The organism is Anthropogastromicrobium aceti (assembly GCF_020687335.1).
GTDB lineage: Bacteria > Bacillota > Clostridia > Lachnospirales > Lachnospiraceae > Anthropogastromicrobium > Anthropogastromicrobium aceti.
Window position 1 is genome coordinate 1 of record NZ_JAJEQN010000026.1, and the last position, 18,906, is coordinate 18,906.

At 42.8% G+C, this 18,906-nt stretch carries 20 protein-coding genes; 17 read left to right on the forward strand and 3 right to left on the reverse strand.

Annotation, left to right across the window (positions count from 1 at the left end; genetic code table 11):
• Positions 1 to 125 precede the first annotated feature (125 nt).
• On the forward strand, positions 126 to 917 hold the full coding sequence (locus LKD48_RS10395) for a histidinol-phosphatase (RefSeq protein ID WP_308731990.1): 792 nt from the start codon (positions 126 to 128) through the stop codon (positions 915 to 917).
• Positions 918 to 1,007: 90 nt separating this feature from the next.
• Here LKD48_RS10395 and LKD48_RS10400 read toward each other — a convergent pair whose 3' ends face one another.
• On the reverse strand, positions 1,008 to 2,345 hold the full coding sequence (locus tag LKD48_RS10400; protein ID WP_308731991.1) for a C1 family peptidase: 1,338 nt from the start codon (positions 2,343 to 2,345) through the stop codon (positions 1,008 to 1,010).
• A gap of 200 nt (positions 2,346 to 2,545) precedes the next feature.
• On the opposite strand from LKD48_RS10400, the gene LKD48_RS10405 reads away from it, so the two are divergent.
• From LKD48_RS10405 to LKD48_RS10435, 7 genes are all read left to right on the forward strand, one after another.
• Positions 2,546 to 3,736, forward strand: a complete 1,191-nt coding sequence (locus LKD48_RS10405; protein ID WP_308731992.1) for an ABC transporter substrate-binding protein — start codon at positions 2,546 to 2,548, stop codon at positions 3,734 to 3,736.
• Entirely contained in the window at positions 3,714 to 4,745 is a 1,032-nt protein-coding gene (locus LKD48_RS10410; RefSeq protein WP_308731994.1) for a FecCD family ABC transporter permease, read from the forward strand. Before LKD48_RS10405 ends, LKD48_RS10410 begins: the two co-directional genes overlap by 23 nt.
• Positions 4,742 to 5,539, forward strand: a complete 798-nt coding sequence (locus tag LKD48_RS10415; protein ID WP_118612391.1) for an ABC transporter ATP-binding protein — start codon at positions 4,742 to 4,744, stop codon at positions 5,537 to 5,539. Before LKD48_RS10410 ends, LKD48_RS10415 begins: the two co-directional genes overlap by 4 nt.
• A complete protein-coding gene (locus tag LKD48_RS10420) occupies positions 5,509 to 6,264 on the forward strand; it encodes a hypothetical protein (protein ID WP_118612392.1) in 756 nt (251 codons plus the stop codon). Before LKD48_RS10415 ends, LKD48_RS10420 begins: the two co-directional genes overlap by 31 nt.
• The gene (locus LKD48_RS10425; RefSeq protein WP_227100444.1) at positions 6,257 to 6,583 is read left to right on the forward strand and encodes a hypothetical protein; all 327 of its coding nucleotides are present in this window, start codon (positions 6,257 to 6,259) and stop codon (positions 6,581 to 6,583) included. Before LKD48_RS10420 ends, LKD48_RS10425 begins: the two co-directional genes overlap by 8 nt.
• Positions 6,584 to 6,689: 106 nt before the next feature.
• Positions 6,690 to 7,739, forward strand: coding sequence for a D-alanine--D-alanine ligase family protein (locus tag LKD48_RS10430; protein ID WP_308731995.1), 1,050 nt, complete (start codon positions 6,690 to 6,692; stop codon positions 7,737 to 7,739).
• A 48-nt stretch (positions 7,740 to 7,787) separates the two neighbouring features.
• Positions 7,788 to 8,213, forward strand: coding sequence for a YwiB family protein (locus LKD48_RS10435; protein ID WP_227100442.1), 426 nt, complete (start codon positions 7,788 to 7,790; stop codon positions 8,211 to 8,213).
• A 62-nt stretch (positions 8,214 to 8,275) separates the two neighbouring features.
• Here the strand turns inward: LKD48_RS10435 and LKD48_RS10440 are convergent, their stop codons facing one another.
• Positions 8,276 to 8,773 (reverse strand): hypothetical protein, encoded by a 498-nt coding sequence (locus LKD48_RS10440; protein ID WP_308731996.1) that lies wholly within the window; start codon positions 8,771 to 8,773, stop codon positions 8,276 to 8,278.
• Positions 8,774 to 8,955: 182 nt separating this feature from the next.
• Between LKD48_RS10440 and LKD48_RS10445 the strand changes: the two genes are divergently transcribed.
• Positions 8,956 to 9,873, forward strand: coding sequence for a SpoIID/LytB domain-containing protein (locus LKD48_RS10445; protein WP_308731997.1), 918 nt, complete (start codon positions 8,956 to 8,958; stop codon positions 9,871 to 9,873).
• A gap of 136 nt (positions 9,874 to 10,009) precedes the next feature.
• Positions 10,010 to 10,846, forward strand: a complete 837-nt coding sequence (locus tag LKD48_RS10450; protein ID WP_262536545.1) for a M23 family metallopeptidase — start codon at positions 10,010 to 10,012, stop codon at positions 10,844 to 10,846.
• 174 nt (positions 10,847 to 11,020) lie between these two features.
• Here the strand turns inward: LKD48_RS10450 and LKD48_RS10455 are convergent, their stop codons facing one another.
• On the reverse strand, positions 11,021 to 11,473 hold the full coding sequence (locus LKD48_RS10455; RefSeq protein ID WP_308731998.1) for a CYTH domain-containing protein: 453 nt from the start codon (positions 11,471 to 11,473) through the stop codon (positions 11,021 to 11,023).
• Positions 11,474 to 11,632: 159 nt separating this feature from the next.
• Between LKD48_RS10455 and LKD48_RS10460 the strand changes: the two genes are divergently transcribed.
• The 7 genes from LKD48_RS10460 (at position 11,633) to scfA (ending at position 18,865) form a co-directional block, all read left to right on the forward strand.
• On the forward strand, positions 11,633 to 12,175 hold the full coding sequence (locus tag LKD48_RS10460; RefSeq protein ID WP_066558532.1) for a DJ-1 family glyoxalase III: 543 nt from the start codon (positions 11,633 to 11,635) through the stop codon (positions 12,173 to 12,175).
• Between the two features lie 129 nt (positions 12,176 to 12,304).
• On the forward strand, positions 12,305 to 13,585 hold the full coding sequence (gene tig / locus LKD48_RS10465) for a trigger factor (RefSeq protein WP_227100437.1): 1,281 nt from the start codon (positions 12,305 to 12,307) through the stop codon (positions 13,583 to 13,585).
• A 66-nt stretch (positions 13,586 to 13,651) separates the two neighbouring features.
• Complete coding sequence (gene clpP, locus LKD48_RS10470; RefSeq protein WP_227100436.1) at positions 13,652 to 14,233, forward strand: ATP-dependent Clp endopeptidase proteolytic subunit ClpP; 582 nt, start codon at positions 13,652 to 13,654, stop codon at positions 14,231 to 14,233.
• A gap of 19 nt (positions 14,234 to 14,252) precedes the next feature.
• Complete coding sequence (gene clpX, locus LKD48_RS10475) at positions 14,253 to 15,557, forward strand: ATP-dependent Clp protease ATP-binding subunit ClpX (RefSeq protein ID WP_066558511.1); 1,305 nt, start codon at positions 14,253 to 14,255, stop codon at positions 15,555 to 15,557.
• 39 nt (positions 15,558 to 15,596) lie between these two features.
• Positions 15,597 to 17,990 (forward strand): endopeptidase La, encoded by a 2,394-nt coding sequence (gene lon / locus LKD48_RS10480; protein WP_262536547.1) that lies wholly within the window; start codon positions 15,597 to 15,599, stop codon positions 17,988 to 17,990.
• On the forward strand, positions 17,987 to 18,643 hold the full coding sequence (gene yihA / locus LKD48_RS10485; RefSeq protein WP_118612401.1) for a ribosome biogenesis GTP-binding protein YihA/YsxC: 657 nt from the start codon (positions 17,987 to 17,989) through the stop codon (positions 18,641 to 18,643). The genes lon and yihA overlap by 4 nt, the downstream gene beginning before the upstream one ends.
• Before the next feature lie 78 nt (positions 18,644 to 18,721).
• Positions 18,722 to 18,865 (forward strand): six-cysteine ranthipeptide SCIFF, encoded by a 144-nt coding sequence (gene scfA, locus LKD48_RS10490; protein ID WP_066558499.1) that lies wholly within the window; start codon positions 18,722 to 18,724, stop codon positions 18,863 to 18,865.
• Positions 18,866 to 18,906: the final 41 nt, after the last annotated feature.

The window sequence follows — 18,906 nt, forward strand, 5'->3', positions numbered from 1 at the left end:
AGTACTTTATGAAATGTCAAGTTAACTGAACCGCCGTGTACCGAACGGTATGCACGGTGGTGTGAGAGGTCGGCGGCGAAAGCCGCCTCCTACTCGATCATATGAAAACAGAGGAGATAAATTTCATGGAAAATAAAATTTTGACAACAAATTTTCATACACATACAACTCGCTGTAATCATGCAGTTGGTGAGGATCGCCAGTATGTAGAGGCGGCAATAAAGGGTGGTCTTAAGGTGCTTGGCTTTTCAGACCATTCACCATATTTCTTTTCAGGTGATTATTACTCTACATTCCGTATGAAAAGAGAGCAGGTGCCAGGATATGTAGATTCTATTTTGGCGCTGAAGAAGGAATATAAGGATGATATTGAGATCAAGCTTGGATTCGAGACAGAGTATTATCCGAAGTATTTCGACAAGCTGTTGGAATTTTACAGCCAGTATCCTATTGATTATATCATTATGGGGCAGCATTTTGTCTTAAACGAGGAAGAGCATATATATAGTGGTGAGCTGCATCATGAGGAAGATATGATGATGCGCTATGTGGATCAGGTGATTGAAGGTCTTGAGACAGGCTGCTTTACTTATCTGGCGCATCCTGATCTGCTTAATTTTGGCGGTTCAAAGGAAAACTATGAAAAGGCAGCAGATAAGCTGTGTGCTTATGCAGCAAAGAATAAGGTGCCGCTTGAAATTAACATGCTTGGTATGAGAGAGCATCGCCATTATCCTAATTTTGAATTTTTTAAGATTGCAGCCAGACATAACTGCGATATTATTTTAGGATGTGATGCGCATGAACCAAAGGGTGTGTGTGATCTTGAATCGGCAAAGACTGCGCTTGAGTGGTGCCGCGAGCTTGGTTTAAATAGGATTGAGTATCCTGAGCTAAAGAAGCCATGCAGAAAGTAGAATGATCAAAATAAAAAGAGCCTGTCAGTGAATTGCGCAAAATAGTACGTAATCCACTGATCAGGCTTTTATTTGTTGCCAAATGAAAGATTACAGTGCAAGTGATCCCATTGGATCCCATGGCTCAAGCATGATTGGCTCCGAATCATACTCTGCGATGTAAGAATCAGGCAGGTATTTTTTATTGACAACGATCTGGTACATGTACTCGTCAAACCATTCGTCGCTCATGACATAATAGCCCTTTTTGCCAGGTGCATCGCCCCAGCTATTTTCTACGCGCCAGCGGTTTGGCTTGCCTTCTTCATCAAGGTTCACACCCTGAAATACCATTGCATGTGTCATTAAGCTTTCGCCATACTCGAGGCGCTCTGCCTTATTCATGCCAAATGTAACACCAAGAAGCTTGTCAGTCTGATATGTATTAGTATCAAGAAGTCCCTCATCGCGGGAAGAATCCTTACCGACATCACAGCCAAACCATACAGGAGAACCGTCCTTCATCTGTGCGATTGCTGCTTTTTTGAGCTCCTCAATCGGCAGATTTAAGTAGCGAACCGGGCAGCCTTCCTTTACATTTCCAAGGAATTTTACGCTGTAGCTTCTGTGATAGGGCTTATCGGCAGTAGGAGCATTGATTAAGCTGACATAATCATCAAGATTTAAGCCAACATATTTTTCAAAGAATGCAGTTCCGGTAAGATTAGTGTCACGTATAAATTTATCATCCTTATCAGTAACCTCAAGATCAAAAGTCTTTGGAGGTTCGCCAAGGCAGATGCATAAAACGCGATAAATTTCTTCCATCATAGCTTCCTTCTTTTGGCGAAGCTCGTCTAAAGTGGAACCATCGGCGTAAGCCTTGCGCAGACGGCATGCATCCTCACGAAGCTTTCTTGTCAGGGCAGATGTCATTTCACGTGTAGCAGATGAGGAAACTGTTTCAGGCATAGCTTCCTTTGGAACAACACCATATTTGCGGACAAGATTGCACAGCATATCCCACTGTCCGCCATCACCAAGCGGAGCAGACAAAAGGAAGGAGATAAGACGTCCCTGTGTTGGTTCATCGAGTGTCTCAAGAATGCTTTCAAGGAAATAGTTAGATTTTTCCAGCTTGTCGTAGAAAAGCGTATAGTTTTGAGATAGTTCAAAAGTCTTTAAATTTAAATTTTTCATTACCTCAAAGCGAAACGTGTTAAGTGCTGCAAACATCCAGCAGCGGCCGCTTTGTTTCTGGTTTGTAATTTCACCCTGCTCAAGAGAAATAGAGTAGGAGTGACGGCTTTCACGCTGTGCCATTGGATTTTTAGATGATGCCAGTAATCCAGCAGAGGTAACAGCATTCATAGCAATGCGATTAACTGGATTCGACGAAAATGCAGTGGAAAATTCAGCAAGAACTTCGTTTGTAATATCATGATTCATAATAAAACCCTTCTTTCTGCGTAATGTATACTGCTGTGTTTTGATTGTAGCACCGTCCACGACATTTGTAAAGTGGGGCAAAAAAGAGTAATTTTTTTAACAACATAATTGCATTTTTTTATGATGCACTTTATAATGAAGAGCAAGAAACTATAATAAATATGAATATGCAAGTTTTTTGATTTGGAGGAGAGAAATTGATGAGGAAAACAAAAAGAAATTTGACGGCAGCAGTGTTAGTATTTGCAGCTACACTTTCTGCAACACCTGTGTTTGCAGCGAAGGAAAAAGAGGAGAGTACTTCTAAAGCAAACACAGAGAGCATTTCGAAAGAGGTATCAGCGAAAGACAATGGCGAGCGCACAATCATTGATCATGCAGGCAATGAGGTTACACTTCCAGAGGAAATAAACAGAATTGTTGTTACTGATACGCTTCCGTTGCCATCTGTATTGTCACTATATTTAGACAGCGCAGAAAAGCTTGTTGGAATCAGTCCAGTCAGCATGAGTGCCGCAAAGGCAGGTCTTCTTGGTGAGCTGTACCCAGAAATCCTTGATGCAGATACTTCATTTTTTGAAAATAATGAGCTTAATATTGAGAGCTTATTAACATTAGAGCCAGATCTTGTTTTTTATAATGCGCAGAATAAGGAGCTTGGCGAATCTCTTGCATCAGCAGGTTTGACAGCAGTTGCAGTTTCTGTTACCAAGTGGGATTACAATGCATCAGATACATTTGATGCATGGATGGATCTTTTAGCAGACATTTTCCCGGAGGAAAAAGAAAAAGCAGAAGCTGCCAAGGAATATGGTGAAAAAGTAGAAGAAGAAATTCAGGATAAGACAGATGAGCTTAAAGATGAAGAAAAAAAGAATGTATTTTTCTTATTTAACTATAGTGATACTGCACTTGTGACATCTGGAAAAAATTTCTGGGGACAGTATTGGTGTGATGCAATAAATGCAGTAAATGTAGGCGAGGAAATTGAGGCAGAGCGCTCAAATGCCTCTGTCAATATGGAGCAGGTCTACAGTTGGGATCCTAAAATCATCTTCATCAGCAATTTCACAAAGGCAATGCCGGAAGATCTTTACAATAATACAATCGGTGATAATGACTGGAGCAGTGTTAGTGCTGTAAAAAATGAGCAGGTTTACAAGATGCCGCTTGGTGCCTACAGAAGCTTTACACCAGGTGCAGATACTCCTATGACGCTTATGTGGCTTGCAAAGACAGTTTATCCTGATCTGTTTGAGGACGTTGATATGACTGAGGAAGTCGAGAATTATTATAAGGAAGTGTATAACATTGAGTTGACTGATGATCAGGTCGCACAAATGTATACACCGTCAGCAGATGCGGCAAATGGATATGGAAGCAGCAAATAAAAAAAGAAAATGGAATACAAGGCGCAGTATTGCGGCAGGGGTGATAACCCTTGTCGCATGTGCTGTTTCTTTGGGAATGGGGCGTTATGCAATTGCACCATATGATGTGCTTCGTGCCATTTGTGATTTGTTTACTGGTTCTGATACAGTGAGCGATACTATGCGTCATGTGGTTTGCTTCGTGCGTGTACCACGTATATTTGGTGCTCTTTTGTGCGGAGCAGGTCTTGCGGCAGCAGGAGCAGGGTTTCAGGCAGTATTTGCCAATCCACTTGCTACCCCTGATACGCTTGGCGTTGGAAATGCAGCATCATTTGGTGCGGTGGCAGCCATTTTAATGGGAGCTGGGAGGACAGGAATACAAAGCAGTGCACTTTTTTGCGGACTATTTTCCGTATGTCTTGTTTATTTATTTGCAGGAACTGGCGGTGAGAACAGAACACTTCGTCTTGTGCTTTCTGGTATGATTATTGGTTCATTTTTCTCATCAATGGTATCATTTGCAAAGTATGTGGCAGATCCACAGGATGAGCTTCCGTCAATTACATATTGGCTTTTGGGCAGCTTGAAAAATATGAGCTGGCCATTACTTTTATCTGGTGCAGGCTGGATTTTAGCAGGAATTGTGATTCTTCTGCTTTTCAGGTGGAAGCTGGATGCATTGATGCTAAGCGAGGAAGAGGTGAAAAGCTTTGGAATATCAGTGCACGGTTTTCGCTTTATGATGGTGGCAGCTTCATCAGCAATCACAGCAGCAGTCGTCTCTATGTGCGGACAGATTGGCTGGATTGGTCTTTTGATTCCACATTTTTGCCGAATGATTTATGGCGGAAGCAACAAAGACGTAATTCCGTCTTCGATAGTATATGGTGCATTGTTTTTACTTATTACGGACACGGCATCGCGCTGTATTACAGCATCAGAAATTCCGGCAGCGATCCTTACAAGTTTGATTGGAGCGCCATTTTTTTTAATTCTGCTTGCTAAAAATGGAGGGCTTCGCGGATGAAGTTAGAGGTAAAAGACGCTTCAATTGGCTACAAAAAACAAGTGTTGTCATCAAATATAAATATGGCGAGTGAGCCGGGAATGGTTACAGCGATTCTCGGACAAAATGGCTGCGGTAAAACAACATTTGTAAAGAGTCTGATGAAGCTTATACCATGGTGCGGCGGAGGCGCATTTTTAGATGGTGTTGATATGAGAAATATTAAAGACAGACAGCTGTGGAGAAAAATGGCATATGTGCCTCAAAAATCGACAAGTGTGCCATATTCTGTGTTAGATATGGTGCTTATTGGCCGCAATCCATACAAATCACTTTTTGCGCAGCCAGATAGTAATGATAGAAAAATGGCAGAGGCAGCATTAGAGCGTGTTGGAATGCTTGAATTTTCTGAATACTCGTATGATAAACTTAGTGCAGGACAGCAGCAGCTTGTAAAGCTTGCACGAGCACTTGTCGCATCGCCATCACTTTTAATTATGGATGAGCCTGAGAGTGGACTTGATTTACGTCACACAGCACAGCTGATAAAGCTGATAAAGGAATTATGCAAGACAGACAATAAACAGGTTTTATTTATCACGCACAGACCAGAGCATGCACTTATGATAGCAGATAAGACACTTTTATTTTTGCCAGATAATGAGCTTTTACATACTTCTTTTGTTTTGTGGGGAGATACGAAAAATATATTGTGTCAGGAAAATTTAGAACAAGCTTATGGGATATCGTTTGCTATTGGAGAATACGGTAGAAAGGAGAACATATGCCAAGAAAAAAGACAGCCGTATTTGTGACTGTGATCACAGCACTTCTTGTTGTAATGGTGCTGTCAGTTGCAATGAGCGTGCATCACTATGAGAAAACTGTTTTAATTACGCTGGATGCTGCAGGTGAACAGGCAGCAGAAAATGAGACTGGATTAGCAGAGATTCGACGACAGCTAGAGGCTGATAAGGCAGATGCTTCAACAGGAACCATGTTTTGGAATGGTTCTGTTTGTGTTACAAAGTACCGCGCGTGGGGTGGCAGGACAACAACATATTATGTATGCCCTTATTTAAGTGCAGTATCGACAGAAACAATAGGTGATACACCAAAGGAGTGGACAGTTTCGCTTTCATTTGCCATGTGTGCAACACAGGGAGAGGAACTTGTTAATTTTAATAAAAAATTTGCTGTGCGAGATATCGAATTAAATTGCCGTGCAGGAAAGGATGCAGCAATCTTGTCAGCGGCATATAATGATATGGATATGACAGATATTAATGGAGATCTTCTTTCGTATACATTCCGTGACAAGGAAGAACTGACAACTGATACAAGTGTTTATGCAAAGCTGATGATGGTATCAAAAAAATCGCTGAATCAAATTGAGGCGGAAGCTAAGGAAGGAACAGATGAGAAAGATAGTGTTATGGTAAACTGGGCATTTCGTCTTGAGGAAGATGGCCGCCTAGTCAATAATTTTGATGGCGTTCAGGTGGAAATTCCGTACACAATGGAGGAAACAAATGATTGATCATGGAACATTACTGTCCATTCCGTTTCTGAAAAAGAGCCGTTTTACCGGGTCAGACAGAGGAATGCGCTACAGCATTTATAAAATAGAAGAAGAGAATGAAACATTTCTCGAGGCAGCCGCCTGTCCAGGACCATTTTCCGTAGATTTTACAAAGCCAGAGCTGTTTACAAAAAAGCGTTTTTCATTTGATGATGAAGGTCGTGCAGCCGCAGTTGACTGGCTCAATGAGCTCTACGAAGAAAAGCGCGAGTTCTTTGAGGATGTTTATAATCATCCGGATAAATATTATAAAGAGCATCATAAAACGGACGAATAAAAGGTTTGTATGGCAAGACACTTGCATATTTATCAAAATGTGGTATGATAGCAAAGGCAAACATTGCAGCTTTTGTTGTTAAGAATTGCAAAGAAAGGGAAAAATTATGAGCAAGCAGAATCTGGCGGTTATTTTTGGAGGACAGTCCTCTGAGCATGAGATTTCATGTATGTCCGCATCTAATATTATTCAGTGCATTGATGCACAGCGTTACAATATCGTTTTAGTAGGAATTACAAAGGAAGGTCATTGGGTAGAGGCCGCTGATCTTAATGCAGTTCAGGATGGATCCTGGAGACAGTCAAAGACAAGTATTGTATTGTCACCAGATGCAACTAGAAAAGGCCTTTACCGTATGAGCGAGGACGAAAAGGCACAGTTTGTTCATCTTGATGTGATTTTCCCGGTATTGCATGGTTTATACGGAGAGGACGGAACTGTTCAGGGCTTATTTAAGCTTGCAGGTATTCCGTTTGTTGGATGTGGTCTCTTTGCATCAGCTGCTGGTATGGATAAGCTTTACACAAAGATTATAGTCGATACCCTTGGCATACGTCAGGCAAAGTATGTTCCTGTTTACAAGGAAGAGCTACTTAAAATGGATGAGGTAGTTGCAAGAGTAGAGAGTGCACTGGAATACCCTGTATTTGTAAAGCCATCAAGAGCAGGATCTTCTAAGGGTGTAAATAAGGCAGCAAACAGAGAGCAGCTTAAGAATGCATTGGTTGAAGCAGCAGATAATGACAGAAAAATTCTGGTAGAAGAGACTATTATCGGCCGTGAGGTTGAGTGTGCAGTTCTCGGAAATCTTGATGTAAAGGCATCTGGTGTTGGTGAGATTCTTTCAGCAGATGAGTTCTACGATTTTGATGCAAAGTATTACAATTCTGAGTCCAAGACATTGGTTGATCCGCCGATGCCAGAAAATATGCGTGAGCAGATTCGTGAGGATGCTGTAAAAATCTTTATGGCACTTGATGGAAGAGGACTTTCAAGAGTTGATTTCTTCTTAACTGAGAGCGGTGTTGTGTTTAACGAAATCAATACCCTTCCTGGATTTACAGCAATTAGTATGTATCCGATGCTTTGGGAAGCACAGGGCATCCCGAAGAAAGAACTTGTTCAGAAGCTGATTGATCTTGCATTCGAGCGCTGATTATAGTTGTGCAGGCAGGGGCTATATATAGAAAGGCAAGTGAAAAACATGACAAAGGACGTACTTGTAACGGTGCGCGGACTTCAGATGACACCGGACGGAGACGATACTATCGAAGTGACAACGACTGGAAAGTATTATGAAAAGGATGGAAAACGCTATCTTTTCTATGATGAGATTGGCGATGATACCAACCTAATTGTAAAAAATTCGATCCAGATTACAGAAGAACATGTATCTGTCAGCAAAAAAGGGGTGATCAATGCGCAGATGAATTTCGAGAAGGAAAACAAGCTTGTCAGTGTATATGAGACGCCTTATGGACAGATGGAGATGGGAATTTACACCACGGGGATCTGTCTGGATGAACAGGATGATTTTTTGGAACTGAAGCTTGAATACTTGTTGGAGATAAACAATCAGCATGTCAGCGATAGTGAAATTTTGCTTCAGATTCGCCCACAGCAAAACTGATCAGAAGATAGTAAAATAAAAAGCCATGTATCAATGCGATACACGGCTTTTTGTTTGCTGCTTTATTTATTTTTCTTTCCCTTAGACTCTGTTTTCTCAGCAGTTGTATTCTTTGCGCTCTTATCTTTTTTGAAGCGTGCAAAGAAACCTTTCTTCTTCGGCGGTGCCGGGATTGCTCCGCCGCGTACACTCTTAATTTCGGTGATGTAAATACCGCTGACAACGGCCTTGACTTCTTTCTTTACCGGAAGGATTTCATACACCTTCGGGTCGGCAATAAGAGTCATGATTCTAGGACCAACCTTTGCTTTTACAAAAGGCATCTTCATGCGGCGCATGTACTTTGGAGTCTGCTGCAAAACCATATCCGGAAGATTTGCATCCTTAAGTTTCATTTTCTTTTTGTCGATAATCAACATGGATAGCGTTTGTTTCATCGCATCCATCTGCTCTTGAGAAGCGGCCTGTTTTCTCTGCATTTTGGAGCCTACAAAGTAAAGCACAACCAAAAGCACAAGAATTACGGCAAGAATAATTAGCAAAATTTGCCACCAAGTCATTTGGCTTCCTCCTATCTGTCGTTCTGCCTTCTGCAGAACATTATCAGAAATATTATAACATCTTAACAAATAGGTTGCAACACAAATTTATCTTGAATTTGTCTTGAAATAAGTCATATTGAAAGAAAACGCAGAATAAAATAGATGGGGAAATAGATTTGCTTAGGAAAGGCGGTGCTATAATGAAGGGAAAGATCGTGACATTAGTATTATTATTTTTGGCATCGCTTTTGTTTCCGTATACTATGACGATTCTTTGTTTTGATACTGGTCTTATGTCTTATCAACCAGAAGATTTGTATAGCGTGGTTTTTGAAAATGAAAAAACAGTTTCAGCAGAACAGTATCTTGTTGGCATTTTAGCGCAGGAGATAGATCCTTCAATGGAGCAGGAAACATTGAAGGCACAGGCTATTTTAGCAAGAACGTGGCTGTATCGTGCTATGGGAACAAAAACTTCTGTCTCAGAGAGTGAGCTTGCCATCCATGCGATGACGCTTTCACAGATGAAAGCTGTATGGGGCGATGATGAATATCTATATTATGAAAAATTATATGCGGCAGTGATTGAAACTGCCGGGCAGTGCCTTTATTATGGTGATGGGCTTGCAGCACCGCTTTTTCATAAGATCAGCGCCGGGATGACGCGCTATGACCAGACAGGAGATTGTCCGTATCTTGTTGGTGTCGATTGTGTGTATGATGCTGAATCACCGGGATATCAGACGGTAAAACAATTTACAAAAGAAGAATTTGCAGGTAAGCTTAATCAGATTGATGATACGAGACAGCTTTCGGCACCGGTGAATGCAGCGGATGTGGCGCTGACACTTGATGCACAGGGTTATGTTATGAATTTACAGGTGTCAGAGATTAGTTTTTCAGCAGAGGAAGCAGCGTTGGCACTAGGTATTCCGTCACTTTGGTTTCGACTTGAAGATTACGCAGATACGATTAGGGTAATCGCAAAGGGTATTGGACATGGATATGGAATGAGTCAGTATGGAGCAGACAGGTATGCAGGGGAGGGACGAGATTATAAATGGATTTTACAGCATTATTTTCAGGGATGTGAGGTAAAGGACAGTTTCGGCAGATAAAAGCTTTAAATATTTCTTTGTTTCTTCGTATAACCGCACAAATATTGGCAAGAATAGGACTAAAGGGAGCAGGAGAAAGTTCCTGATCGCCTAATATACATTGTGCAGTTGTAATCGCACAGAAATGGAGATCATTATGAGAAAGTGGTATGCGTTTTTATCGGGGAAGAAGATGCTTGGCATTGGACTTGGCGCAGTCGTAGCACTTACTGCACTTTTGGCAGTCAATTTTTATCGTGAGCAAAATGACAGGTATGTGACAACAAATGGGAGTGAAGCGCTGACACAAGCAGAACAGGCTAATAAAACACAATCAGATGGGATGCCGTCTGAGGCAAATCAGGTGGCAGAGGAGATGAACCATGAGCTTCCAGTTGGAAGTGAAGTTGGCGAGCAGCAGCTCGCAGAGCAGTCAGGGGAAAGTGAGGAGCTTGCCGCAAATGATGCGTCTGGACAGAATGCAAATCAGGACAGTATCCAGAATACAGAACAGGCAGCATCAGATGAAGTGGCAGAGGTTGCAGGTCAGACAAGCCTTGTATCCATGAATTTAAATTTTGACTCATCAAAAAAGCTTCAGTGGCCAGTTGCAGGAAGAGAGCTTATCAAGTCTTTCTCAATGGATGGACTTGTATATTATCCAACATTAGAGGAATATAAGGTGTGCCCGGCAATTATGGTACAGGCAAAACCAGGTGATGCCGTTTTAGCGCCGGCAGATGGCGTTATCTCAAAAATCGCAGCAAATGAGGAGATTGGAACATATCTTTGCGTAACGCTTGGCGATGAATATCAGGCGATTATCGGAAATATGGACAATGTTTCAGTGGCAGAAGGTGATTATGTATTAAAGGGAACTGTGCTTGGCGGACTGGCAGAGCCGACTAAATATTATGTCACAGAAGGACCTAATTTATATTTTGAACTGCAAAAAAATGGAGAGCCGGTTGATCCACTTGATTATCTTGAGTGACAGAACTTTGATACCAGATTGCAGGCAAGCTTGTACCGATTTTGGCTTTATGCCATTTTGCCCCAGGTATCTTCAAAAATAAATCATGAAAAAACGCGCAGGACCTAAATTCTGCGCGTTAAAATTATGGCAGCAATATAAAGCCGCATCTCGATGTTAGATTGTTTCATGTAATTATGGCCGAATGCCCTTTGACATGTTGCTGTTGTGGTAGCGCGGATCAAGAGTTACATCCTCGCCAAACCACTTTGGAGGAATAAAGCTTCTGGCAGCAGATTCATCAGGAAACTCAACCTCAACGAGCAGTATACCGTTTAAAGCACCGTCAAAAATATCTAGTTCGGCAGTCAGATCGTTACCAATCGGGATGCGGTAGCGTGTCTTTGAAATTACAGTGCCGTCAGCTTTTACAATAAGATGCTCATAGGCTTCTTTTGTAAGCGGCAGGTTATATTCCTCACGAACCATCATGCCAGCGCCTTTGTATGTCATATAATAAGAATCACCGTCTCTTCGCACGCGCACGACAGGGGCAGTACACAGATATCCCTGTTCGATGCGTGTGTGTGGATATGATTCCAAATTGTCAGGAAGCTTAACTGGGACAAATTTACGTTCAATTTCCATAATAAATACCAGACCTTTCAATTGTTTATTGAAGTTCACGAGAAAAGTTTGCGAACCGTGAACGCCTATAATGATTTTCAGAAATCAGTATATCCCATGTTGACATATTCATCAAGATTTTTTATACTGAGGTCAAAAAAAGAAAGGCAGGAAAAAAATATGGTTTACGCATTTATGGCAGATGGCTGTGAAGAGGTTGAGGCATTAGCAGTGATTGATCTTCTTAGAAGAGCAGGAGAAGAGGTAGAGCTTGTTTCTATACATAATAAAGATATGACACAGGGCTCTCATGGAATTGGAATTAAAAATGATGTCATGCTAAAAGATATTTTTGTTGATGCAGCAGATACTTTATTTTTGCCGGGCGGCGGTGTTGGAACTAAGAACTTAAAAGCGTGCGAAGAGCTTTCTAAGCTGCTTGTTTCACACAATGCAAAGGGCGGACGTATTGCAGCAATCTGTGCAGCACCGAGTGCACTTGGCATTTTAGGCATTTTGGAAGGAAAGAATGCAACATGTTATCCAGGCTTTGAAGACCAGTTAAAGGGAGCTAAGTTTAAGGCCGTTCCAGTTGTTACCGATGGAAATATTACAACAAGCCGCGGCATGGGTACATCTATATTGCTCGGACTTGAGTTAGTAAAGCTGCTAAAAGATGAGGAAACATCAAAGAAGCTCGCAGAAGCAATTATGATGCCGTAATTATCGCTTGCAATTTTGAGGCTTGTGTTGTATAATCGTATATTGCAGACATATGACTAAAATAGATAGTAGTTAGATGTGGCAAGCGTCATATGATAAGGACGAAAGTTTTTTTAGGAGGAACCAGTAATGAGTGTACAGGTAGAAAATCTGGAAAAGAGCATGGCAAAGTTGACAATTGAAGTCAGCGCTGAGCAGTTTGAGGCAGCCATGCAGAAAGCATATATCAAGAACAAGGGCAGAATTCAGCTGCCTGGTTTCCGCAAGGGCAAGGCACCTCGTGCTATGATCGAAAAGATGTACGGCGCAGGTATCTTCTATGAGGACGCGGCAAATGAGATTATTCCGGAAGCTTACGAAGAGGCAGCAAAGGAGAGTGGTTTAGTAATCACTTCTCAGCCAGAGATCGACGTAACACAGATCGAGAAGGGCAAGTCCTTCATCTTTACTGCAACTGTAGCAGTTAAGCCGGAAGTAACTCTTGGCGAGTATAAGGGTCTTGAGTATGAGGCACAGCCGGTAGAAGTTACCGATGAAGAGGTTGAGGAAGAACTGAAGAAGGTTCAGAATCAGCAGGCAAGAACTGTAACTGTAGAGGATCGTCCGGTAGCTGACGGTGACATCGTTACCATCGACTATGAGGGATTTGTTGACGGAACTGCATTTGCAGGCGGCAAGGGTACAGATTATGATCTGACCATCGGTTCTCACAGCTTCATCGATACTTTCGAGGAGCAGTTAGTTGGCAAGAATGCTGGCGAGGAGACTGAGGTTAACGTTACCTTCCCAGAGCAGTATCATGAGGCTAGCCTGGCAGGAAAGCCGGCTACATTTAAGGTAACTGTTAAGGCAATCAAGGCTAAGGAACTGCCAGAGCTTGATGATGAGTTCGCAAGCGAGGTTTCCGATTTTGAGACTCTTGATGAGTACAAGGCTGATTTAAAGGCTAAGGCTTTAGAGCGCAAGGAGAAGGAAGCTAAGACTGCAAAGCAGAACGCTTTAGTAGACAAGGCTGTTGAGAATGCATCCATGGAGATCGCAGACGCTATGATCACTTCTCAGGCACGCAACATGGCAAATGATTTCGCACAGAGACTGCAGATGCAGGGCATGACTGTTGATCAGTATCTTCAGTACACTGGTCTGACAAGAGAGGCTCTTGTTGATCAGATGAAGCCGCAGGCTGAGACTCGTATTAAGAATCGTCTTGTTCTTGAGGCAATTGCTAAGGCTGAGAACATCGAAGTTTCTGACGAAGAGGTTGAGGCTGAGATGCAGAAGATGGCAGACGCATACAAGATGGAACTTGACAAGGTTAAGGAGTATCTTGGTGAGGCTGGCAAGGATAGCTTAAAGGATGATCTGGCTGTACAGAAGGCAGTTGATCTGATCGTAGACAGCGCAAAATAATTTGTAACTATAAACAGAGGCAGCGGCAGAAAGCCGCTGTCTTTTGGAAAGGATATGGTGACATATATGGCATTAGTACCTTATGTGGTGGAGCAGACAAACCGCGGAGAGCGTTCTTATGACATTTATTCCCGTCTTCTCAAAGAGAGAATTATTTTCTTGGGCGAGGAAGTGAATAATGTAACAGCAAACCTGATCGTGGCACAGCTGCTGTTTTTGGAGTCTGAAGATCCAAACAAGGATATCAGCTTTTACATCAACAGCCCGGGTGGTTCCATCAGCGATGGTATGGCAATTTACGATACGATGAAGTACATCAAGTGTGATGTATCTACAATCTGCATCGGTATGGCAGCCAGCATGGGCGCATTCCTTTTATCAGGAGGAACCAAAGGCAAGCGTTATGCGCTTCCAAATGCGGAGATCATGATTCATCAGCCGTCTGGTGGTTCCCAGGGTCAGGCAACTGATATGAAGATCGTTGCTGAACATATTCTGAAAACAAAGGCACGCATGAACAGACTTATGGCAGAGCATACAGGCCAGCCAGTTGAGAAGGTTGAGGCAGATACCGAGAGAGATAACTGGATGACAGCTGAAGAAGCAAAAGCATATGGCTTGATTGATGAGATTATCACGAATCATTGATGATTAAAGGGGATTGACTATGGCAACAAGATCAGAGGATTTACGCTGCTCTTTCTGTGGAAAGTCGCAGAGACAGGTGCGCAAGCTGATTGCGGGATTAAACGGAAGTTACATCTGCGATGAGTGTACTGAGATTTGCTACGAAATTCTTCAGGAAGAAGAAAATGGCGAGGAAGAAGCAGGCGGATATAATCCAGGAGACATTAACCTGTTAAAACCAAAGCAGATCATGGAGCATCTCAACCAATACGTAATTGGACAGGATGAGGCAAAAAAAGCACTGGCAGTAGCTGTGTACAACCATTATAAGCGCATTACCCACATTGAAGAGAGCAGTGACGTTGAGATTCAAAAGAGTAATATTCTCATGCTTGGTCCGACTGGTTCAGGAAAGACTTACATGGCACAGTCGTTGGCGAAGTTACTCAATGTTCCGTTTGCAATTGCAGATGCAACTTCTCTGACAGAGGCCGGTTATGTGGGTGAAGATGTTGAAAACATCCTGTTAAAGCTGATTCAGGCAGCCGATTATAACATCGAGCGTGCAGAATACGGTATCATTTATATTGACGAGATTGATAAGATCACGAAGAAGTCTGAGAATGTATCTATTACCAGAGACGTTTCCGGTGAAGGTGTTCAGCAGGCATTATTAAAGATTTTAGAGGGAACCGTAGCAAGCGTTCCGCCGCAGGGTGGAAGAAAGCATCCGCATCAGGAGCTTTTACAGATTGATACCACCAACATTTTATTTATCTGCGGAGGTGCATTTGACGGTCTTGAAAAGATTGTAGAGAGCCGTCTTGGAAGTGGATCAATTGGATTTGGCGCTGAGATTATTGGAAAGGATGAGCGCAGCATCAGTGAATTGTTTGCGCAGGTGCTTCCAGAAGATTTGGTAAAGTTTGGACTTATACCAGAGTTTATCGGACGTCTTCCTGTTATGGTATCGCTTGAGCAGCTTGACGAGGCAGCTCTTGTAAAGATTCTTACAGAGCCGAAGAATGCGATTACAAAGCAGTACACGAAGCTGTTTGATATTGACGGTGTAAAGCTCACCTTTACAGAAGATGCAGTCAAAGCAGTTGCGAAGAAGGCACAGGAAAGAAAGACCGGTGCAAGAGGCTTACGAGCAATTCTAGAGTCCGTCATGATGGATACCATGTACGAGCTGCCTTCTGATGATACAGTAGGAGAATGTATCATTACTGAGCAGACAGTAGAGGGAACAGAAAAGCCGCAGATCGTGCGCCGCGATATTGAGGTTGTAAAGCGGGAAGAAAGAGCCCGCAGATTCCTGAATAAATCCGGGGAGACTGCATGACAGTCTCCCCCCTTTCTATTTTTATAAGGGAGAAAAACAGTGCAAAATACATTAATTACAATCGCTCTGCGTGGAATCACCGTATTGCCGCGTATGAGGATTTATCTGGATATGAACAGGCCGATGTCGATTGCAGCGGCGACCAATGCACAGAAGACAAATCAGAATGTATTTCTGGTTGCACAGAAGGATCCGAGTGTGGAAAATCCGGGGCAGGAGCAGCTAGAGCAATTTGGTGTTATTGCGCAGGTAAAACAAATTATTAAGGGGCCCGAAGACAGCTTCCGTGTGCTGGTCACAGGTCTGCAGTCGGCAAAGCTAGAATCAATTGAGGAATATGTGCCAAATTTGATTGCAAGGGTGACTGTTTTTGAGTCAGAAAAAAGCGATGAACAAGAAATACTGGCAGATGATTTAGACAAAGAGGATCAGGAAAAAGAAATTGAGGAAGAGGCTAAAATTCGTGTACTCAAGGATCTGATTGAACAATACTGCCGTGTTCAGCCAAAGGCCAGCAGGGAACTGGCCAATTTGCTGCTGCAGCACATGGATATCGGAGGTTTTTGTGCACTTATCGCATGCAATTTGCCTATGAAGCAGCAGGAACGTCAGAAATATTTGGCCGCATATCCGGATGAGGAAAAACGCTACGAATTTATTTTGGAGTGGCTAAGCAACGAAACGCTTGTAGAGCGATTTCGCGCAGAATACCAGAGCAAGGTGAAAAATGCGCTTGATAAGCAGCAGCGTGACTATATTTTGCGTGAACAAATGCGCCTTATTCGAAAGGAACTTGGTGAGGGAGCAGAATCTGCGGCAGATCGCTACGAAAAACAGCTAAAAGAGCTTAAAGCACCAGAAGAAGTAAAAAAACAGCTTGAAAAAGAAATTAAGCGTCTGCGCAGCAATCCGATGGATGGTCCAGAAAGCAAGGTTAGTCAGAATTATATTGAGACATTGCTTGAGATGCCATGGGAGGAGCGCACCAAAGAGCATATCTCGATACGTGCAGCAAGAGAGGAACTTGATAAGGATCATTATGGTCTTGAAAAGGTAAAGGAGCAGGTGTTAGAATTTCTTGCTGTCAGACAGCTGCAAATGAATGCGCAGGAAGCTGATAAAGAGCAGGAAAAAACACAGCCGCGAAAAGGCGGTCGTATTCTTTGCCTTGTAGGACCGCCTGGAACTGGAAAAACATCAATTGCCCGCTCCATTGCTTCTGCATTAAATCGTAAGTATGTGCGCATCAGCCTTGGCGGTGTGCATGATGAGGCTGAGATTCGCGGTCATAGACGAACATACGTCGCAGCGATGCCGGGGCGTATTGCGCAGGCCATCAAAAAGGCAGGTGTTATAAATCCTCTAATGCTTCTTGATGAGCTTGATAAAATGGGAAGCGACAGTTTGCATGGAGATGTATCATCTGCTATGTTAGAGGTACTTGACCCAGAACAGAACGCAACATTTACAGATCACTATCTTGAGGTACCGCTTGATCTTTCCGATGTATTATTTGTCGCAACAGCAAATAATTTACAGACAGTTCCGCAGCCATTACTTGATCGTATGGAGATCATAGAGGTCAGCAGCTATACTGAAAAAGAAAAATATCAGATTGCCAGTCGTTTTCTGCTTCCAAAGCAGATTGAAGAGGCAGCGCTGCCAGAAGGTCTATTAAGAGTGGATCAGAGTGCACTTGAAAAGGTGATAAGCGGATATACAAAAGAGGCGGGTGTTCGTGGACTTGAAAGACAGCTTGCTATTATTTGCCGCAAGGCTGCTCTAAAATATCTTGAGGAAAACTGCGAACAAATTGAAGTCACACCAGACAATTTATCAGATTATTTAGGCAGAGAGCGCTTCCGCAAAGAAGAAATAGCAGCAAAGGGCGAGCCAGGAATTGTCAGAGGTTTGGCATGGACAAGTGTAGGTGGTGTAACTCTTGAAGTTGAAGTAAATGTAACACCGGGTAAGGGTCAGATGAAGCTGACAGGAAAGCTTGGTGATGTCATGAAGGAGTCAGCGCAGGCAGCACTTAGCTGTGTACAGAGTGTGGCAGGTGAGTATGGTATTGAAAGTGATTGGTTTGAAACACATGATATACATATTCATATTCCAGAGGGTGCAGTGCCAAAGGATGGTCCGAGTGCCGGAATTACGATGGCAACGGCAATTCTTTCTGCAGTAACAAATCGTGCAGTGCGGCCGGATGTAGCAATGACTGGTGAGATTACGCTTCGTGGTCGTGTACTTGCGATTGGTGGCTTAAAGGAAAAACTTCTCGCGGCGAAGGCAGCAGGTGCAACGCTTGTATTTGTGCCAGCTGATAACCGTGCAGATTATGAGGAGTTGACAGATGAAGTAACAACAGGGCTGTGTGTGCGCTTTGTAACGCATATGCGCGAAGTTATAAAGGAGGTTTTTGAGGCATGATTATCAAATCAGTCAATCTGGAGACAGTCTGCGGTATAACGAGCAAGCTTCCAGAAAATGAATTTTCAGAATTTGCATTTGCGGGAAAATCAAATGTAGGAAAGTCTTCTTTGATTAACGGTCTGATCAGCCGTAAGGCATATGCGCGTACATCAGCAGAGCCGGGAAAGACACAGACGATTAATTATTATAAGGTCGAGTATCGCGAGAAGTCTCAAAAAGAGATAGAAGCACAAGGCCTTGACGCTTCCTATGCGCAGGAAAAAAGTGTTTATTTTGTTGACCTGCCAGGATACGGCTTTGCAAAGGTTTCAATGGAAACAAAGGAAAAGTGGGGAAAAATGATAGAGAGCTATCTGCACACCTCAAAGCCGTTAAAGGGAGTATTTTTGCTCGTAGATATTCGTCACAAGCCGTCCGCAAACGACTGCCAGATGTTTGACTGGATGGTTAACTCAGGCTTTTCACCAGTTGTCATTGCAACAAAGCTCGATAAGATTAAGAGAAGTCAGCTTTCAGCAAGAGTAAAAGAGATACGAAGTACACTTGGAATGAAATCAAGTGAGGTATTAATCCCGTTTTCTGCTGAGACTAAGCAGGGACGCGAGGAGATCTGGGCGTATATAGATAGTAAGAATAAGGAAGAAGAATAGTTTTTACTTGCAGTTTCTCCACATTTATGTTATACTTCACTGTGAATTATCAGATATTCGAGATAGGAGGATGAAGATATGAAGGAAACTAAGACCTTAACAAGCAAGACTTTGCAGAACACCATGGCAAAGGGTGGCTGTGGCGAGTGCCAGACTTCTTGCCAGTCCGCATGTAAGACTTCCTGTACAGTAGGAAATCAGAGCTGCGAAAACAACAAGTAATTTTTCTGGACTTGGTTGATGGAAAGCCGGGGAGGAAACTC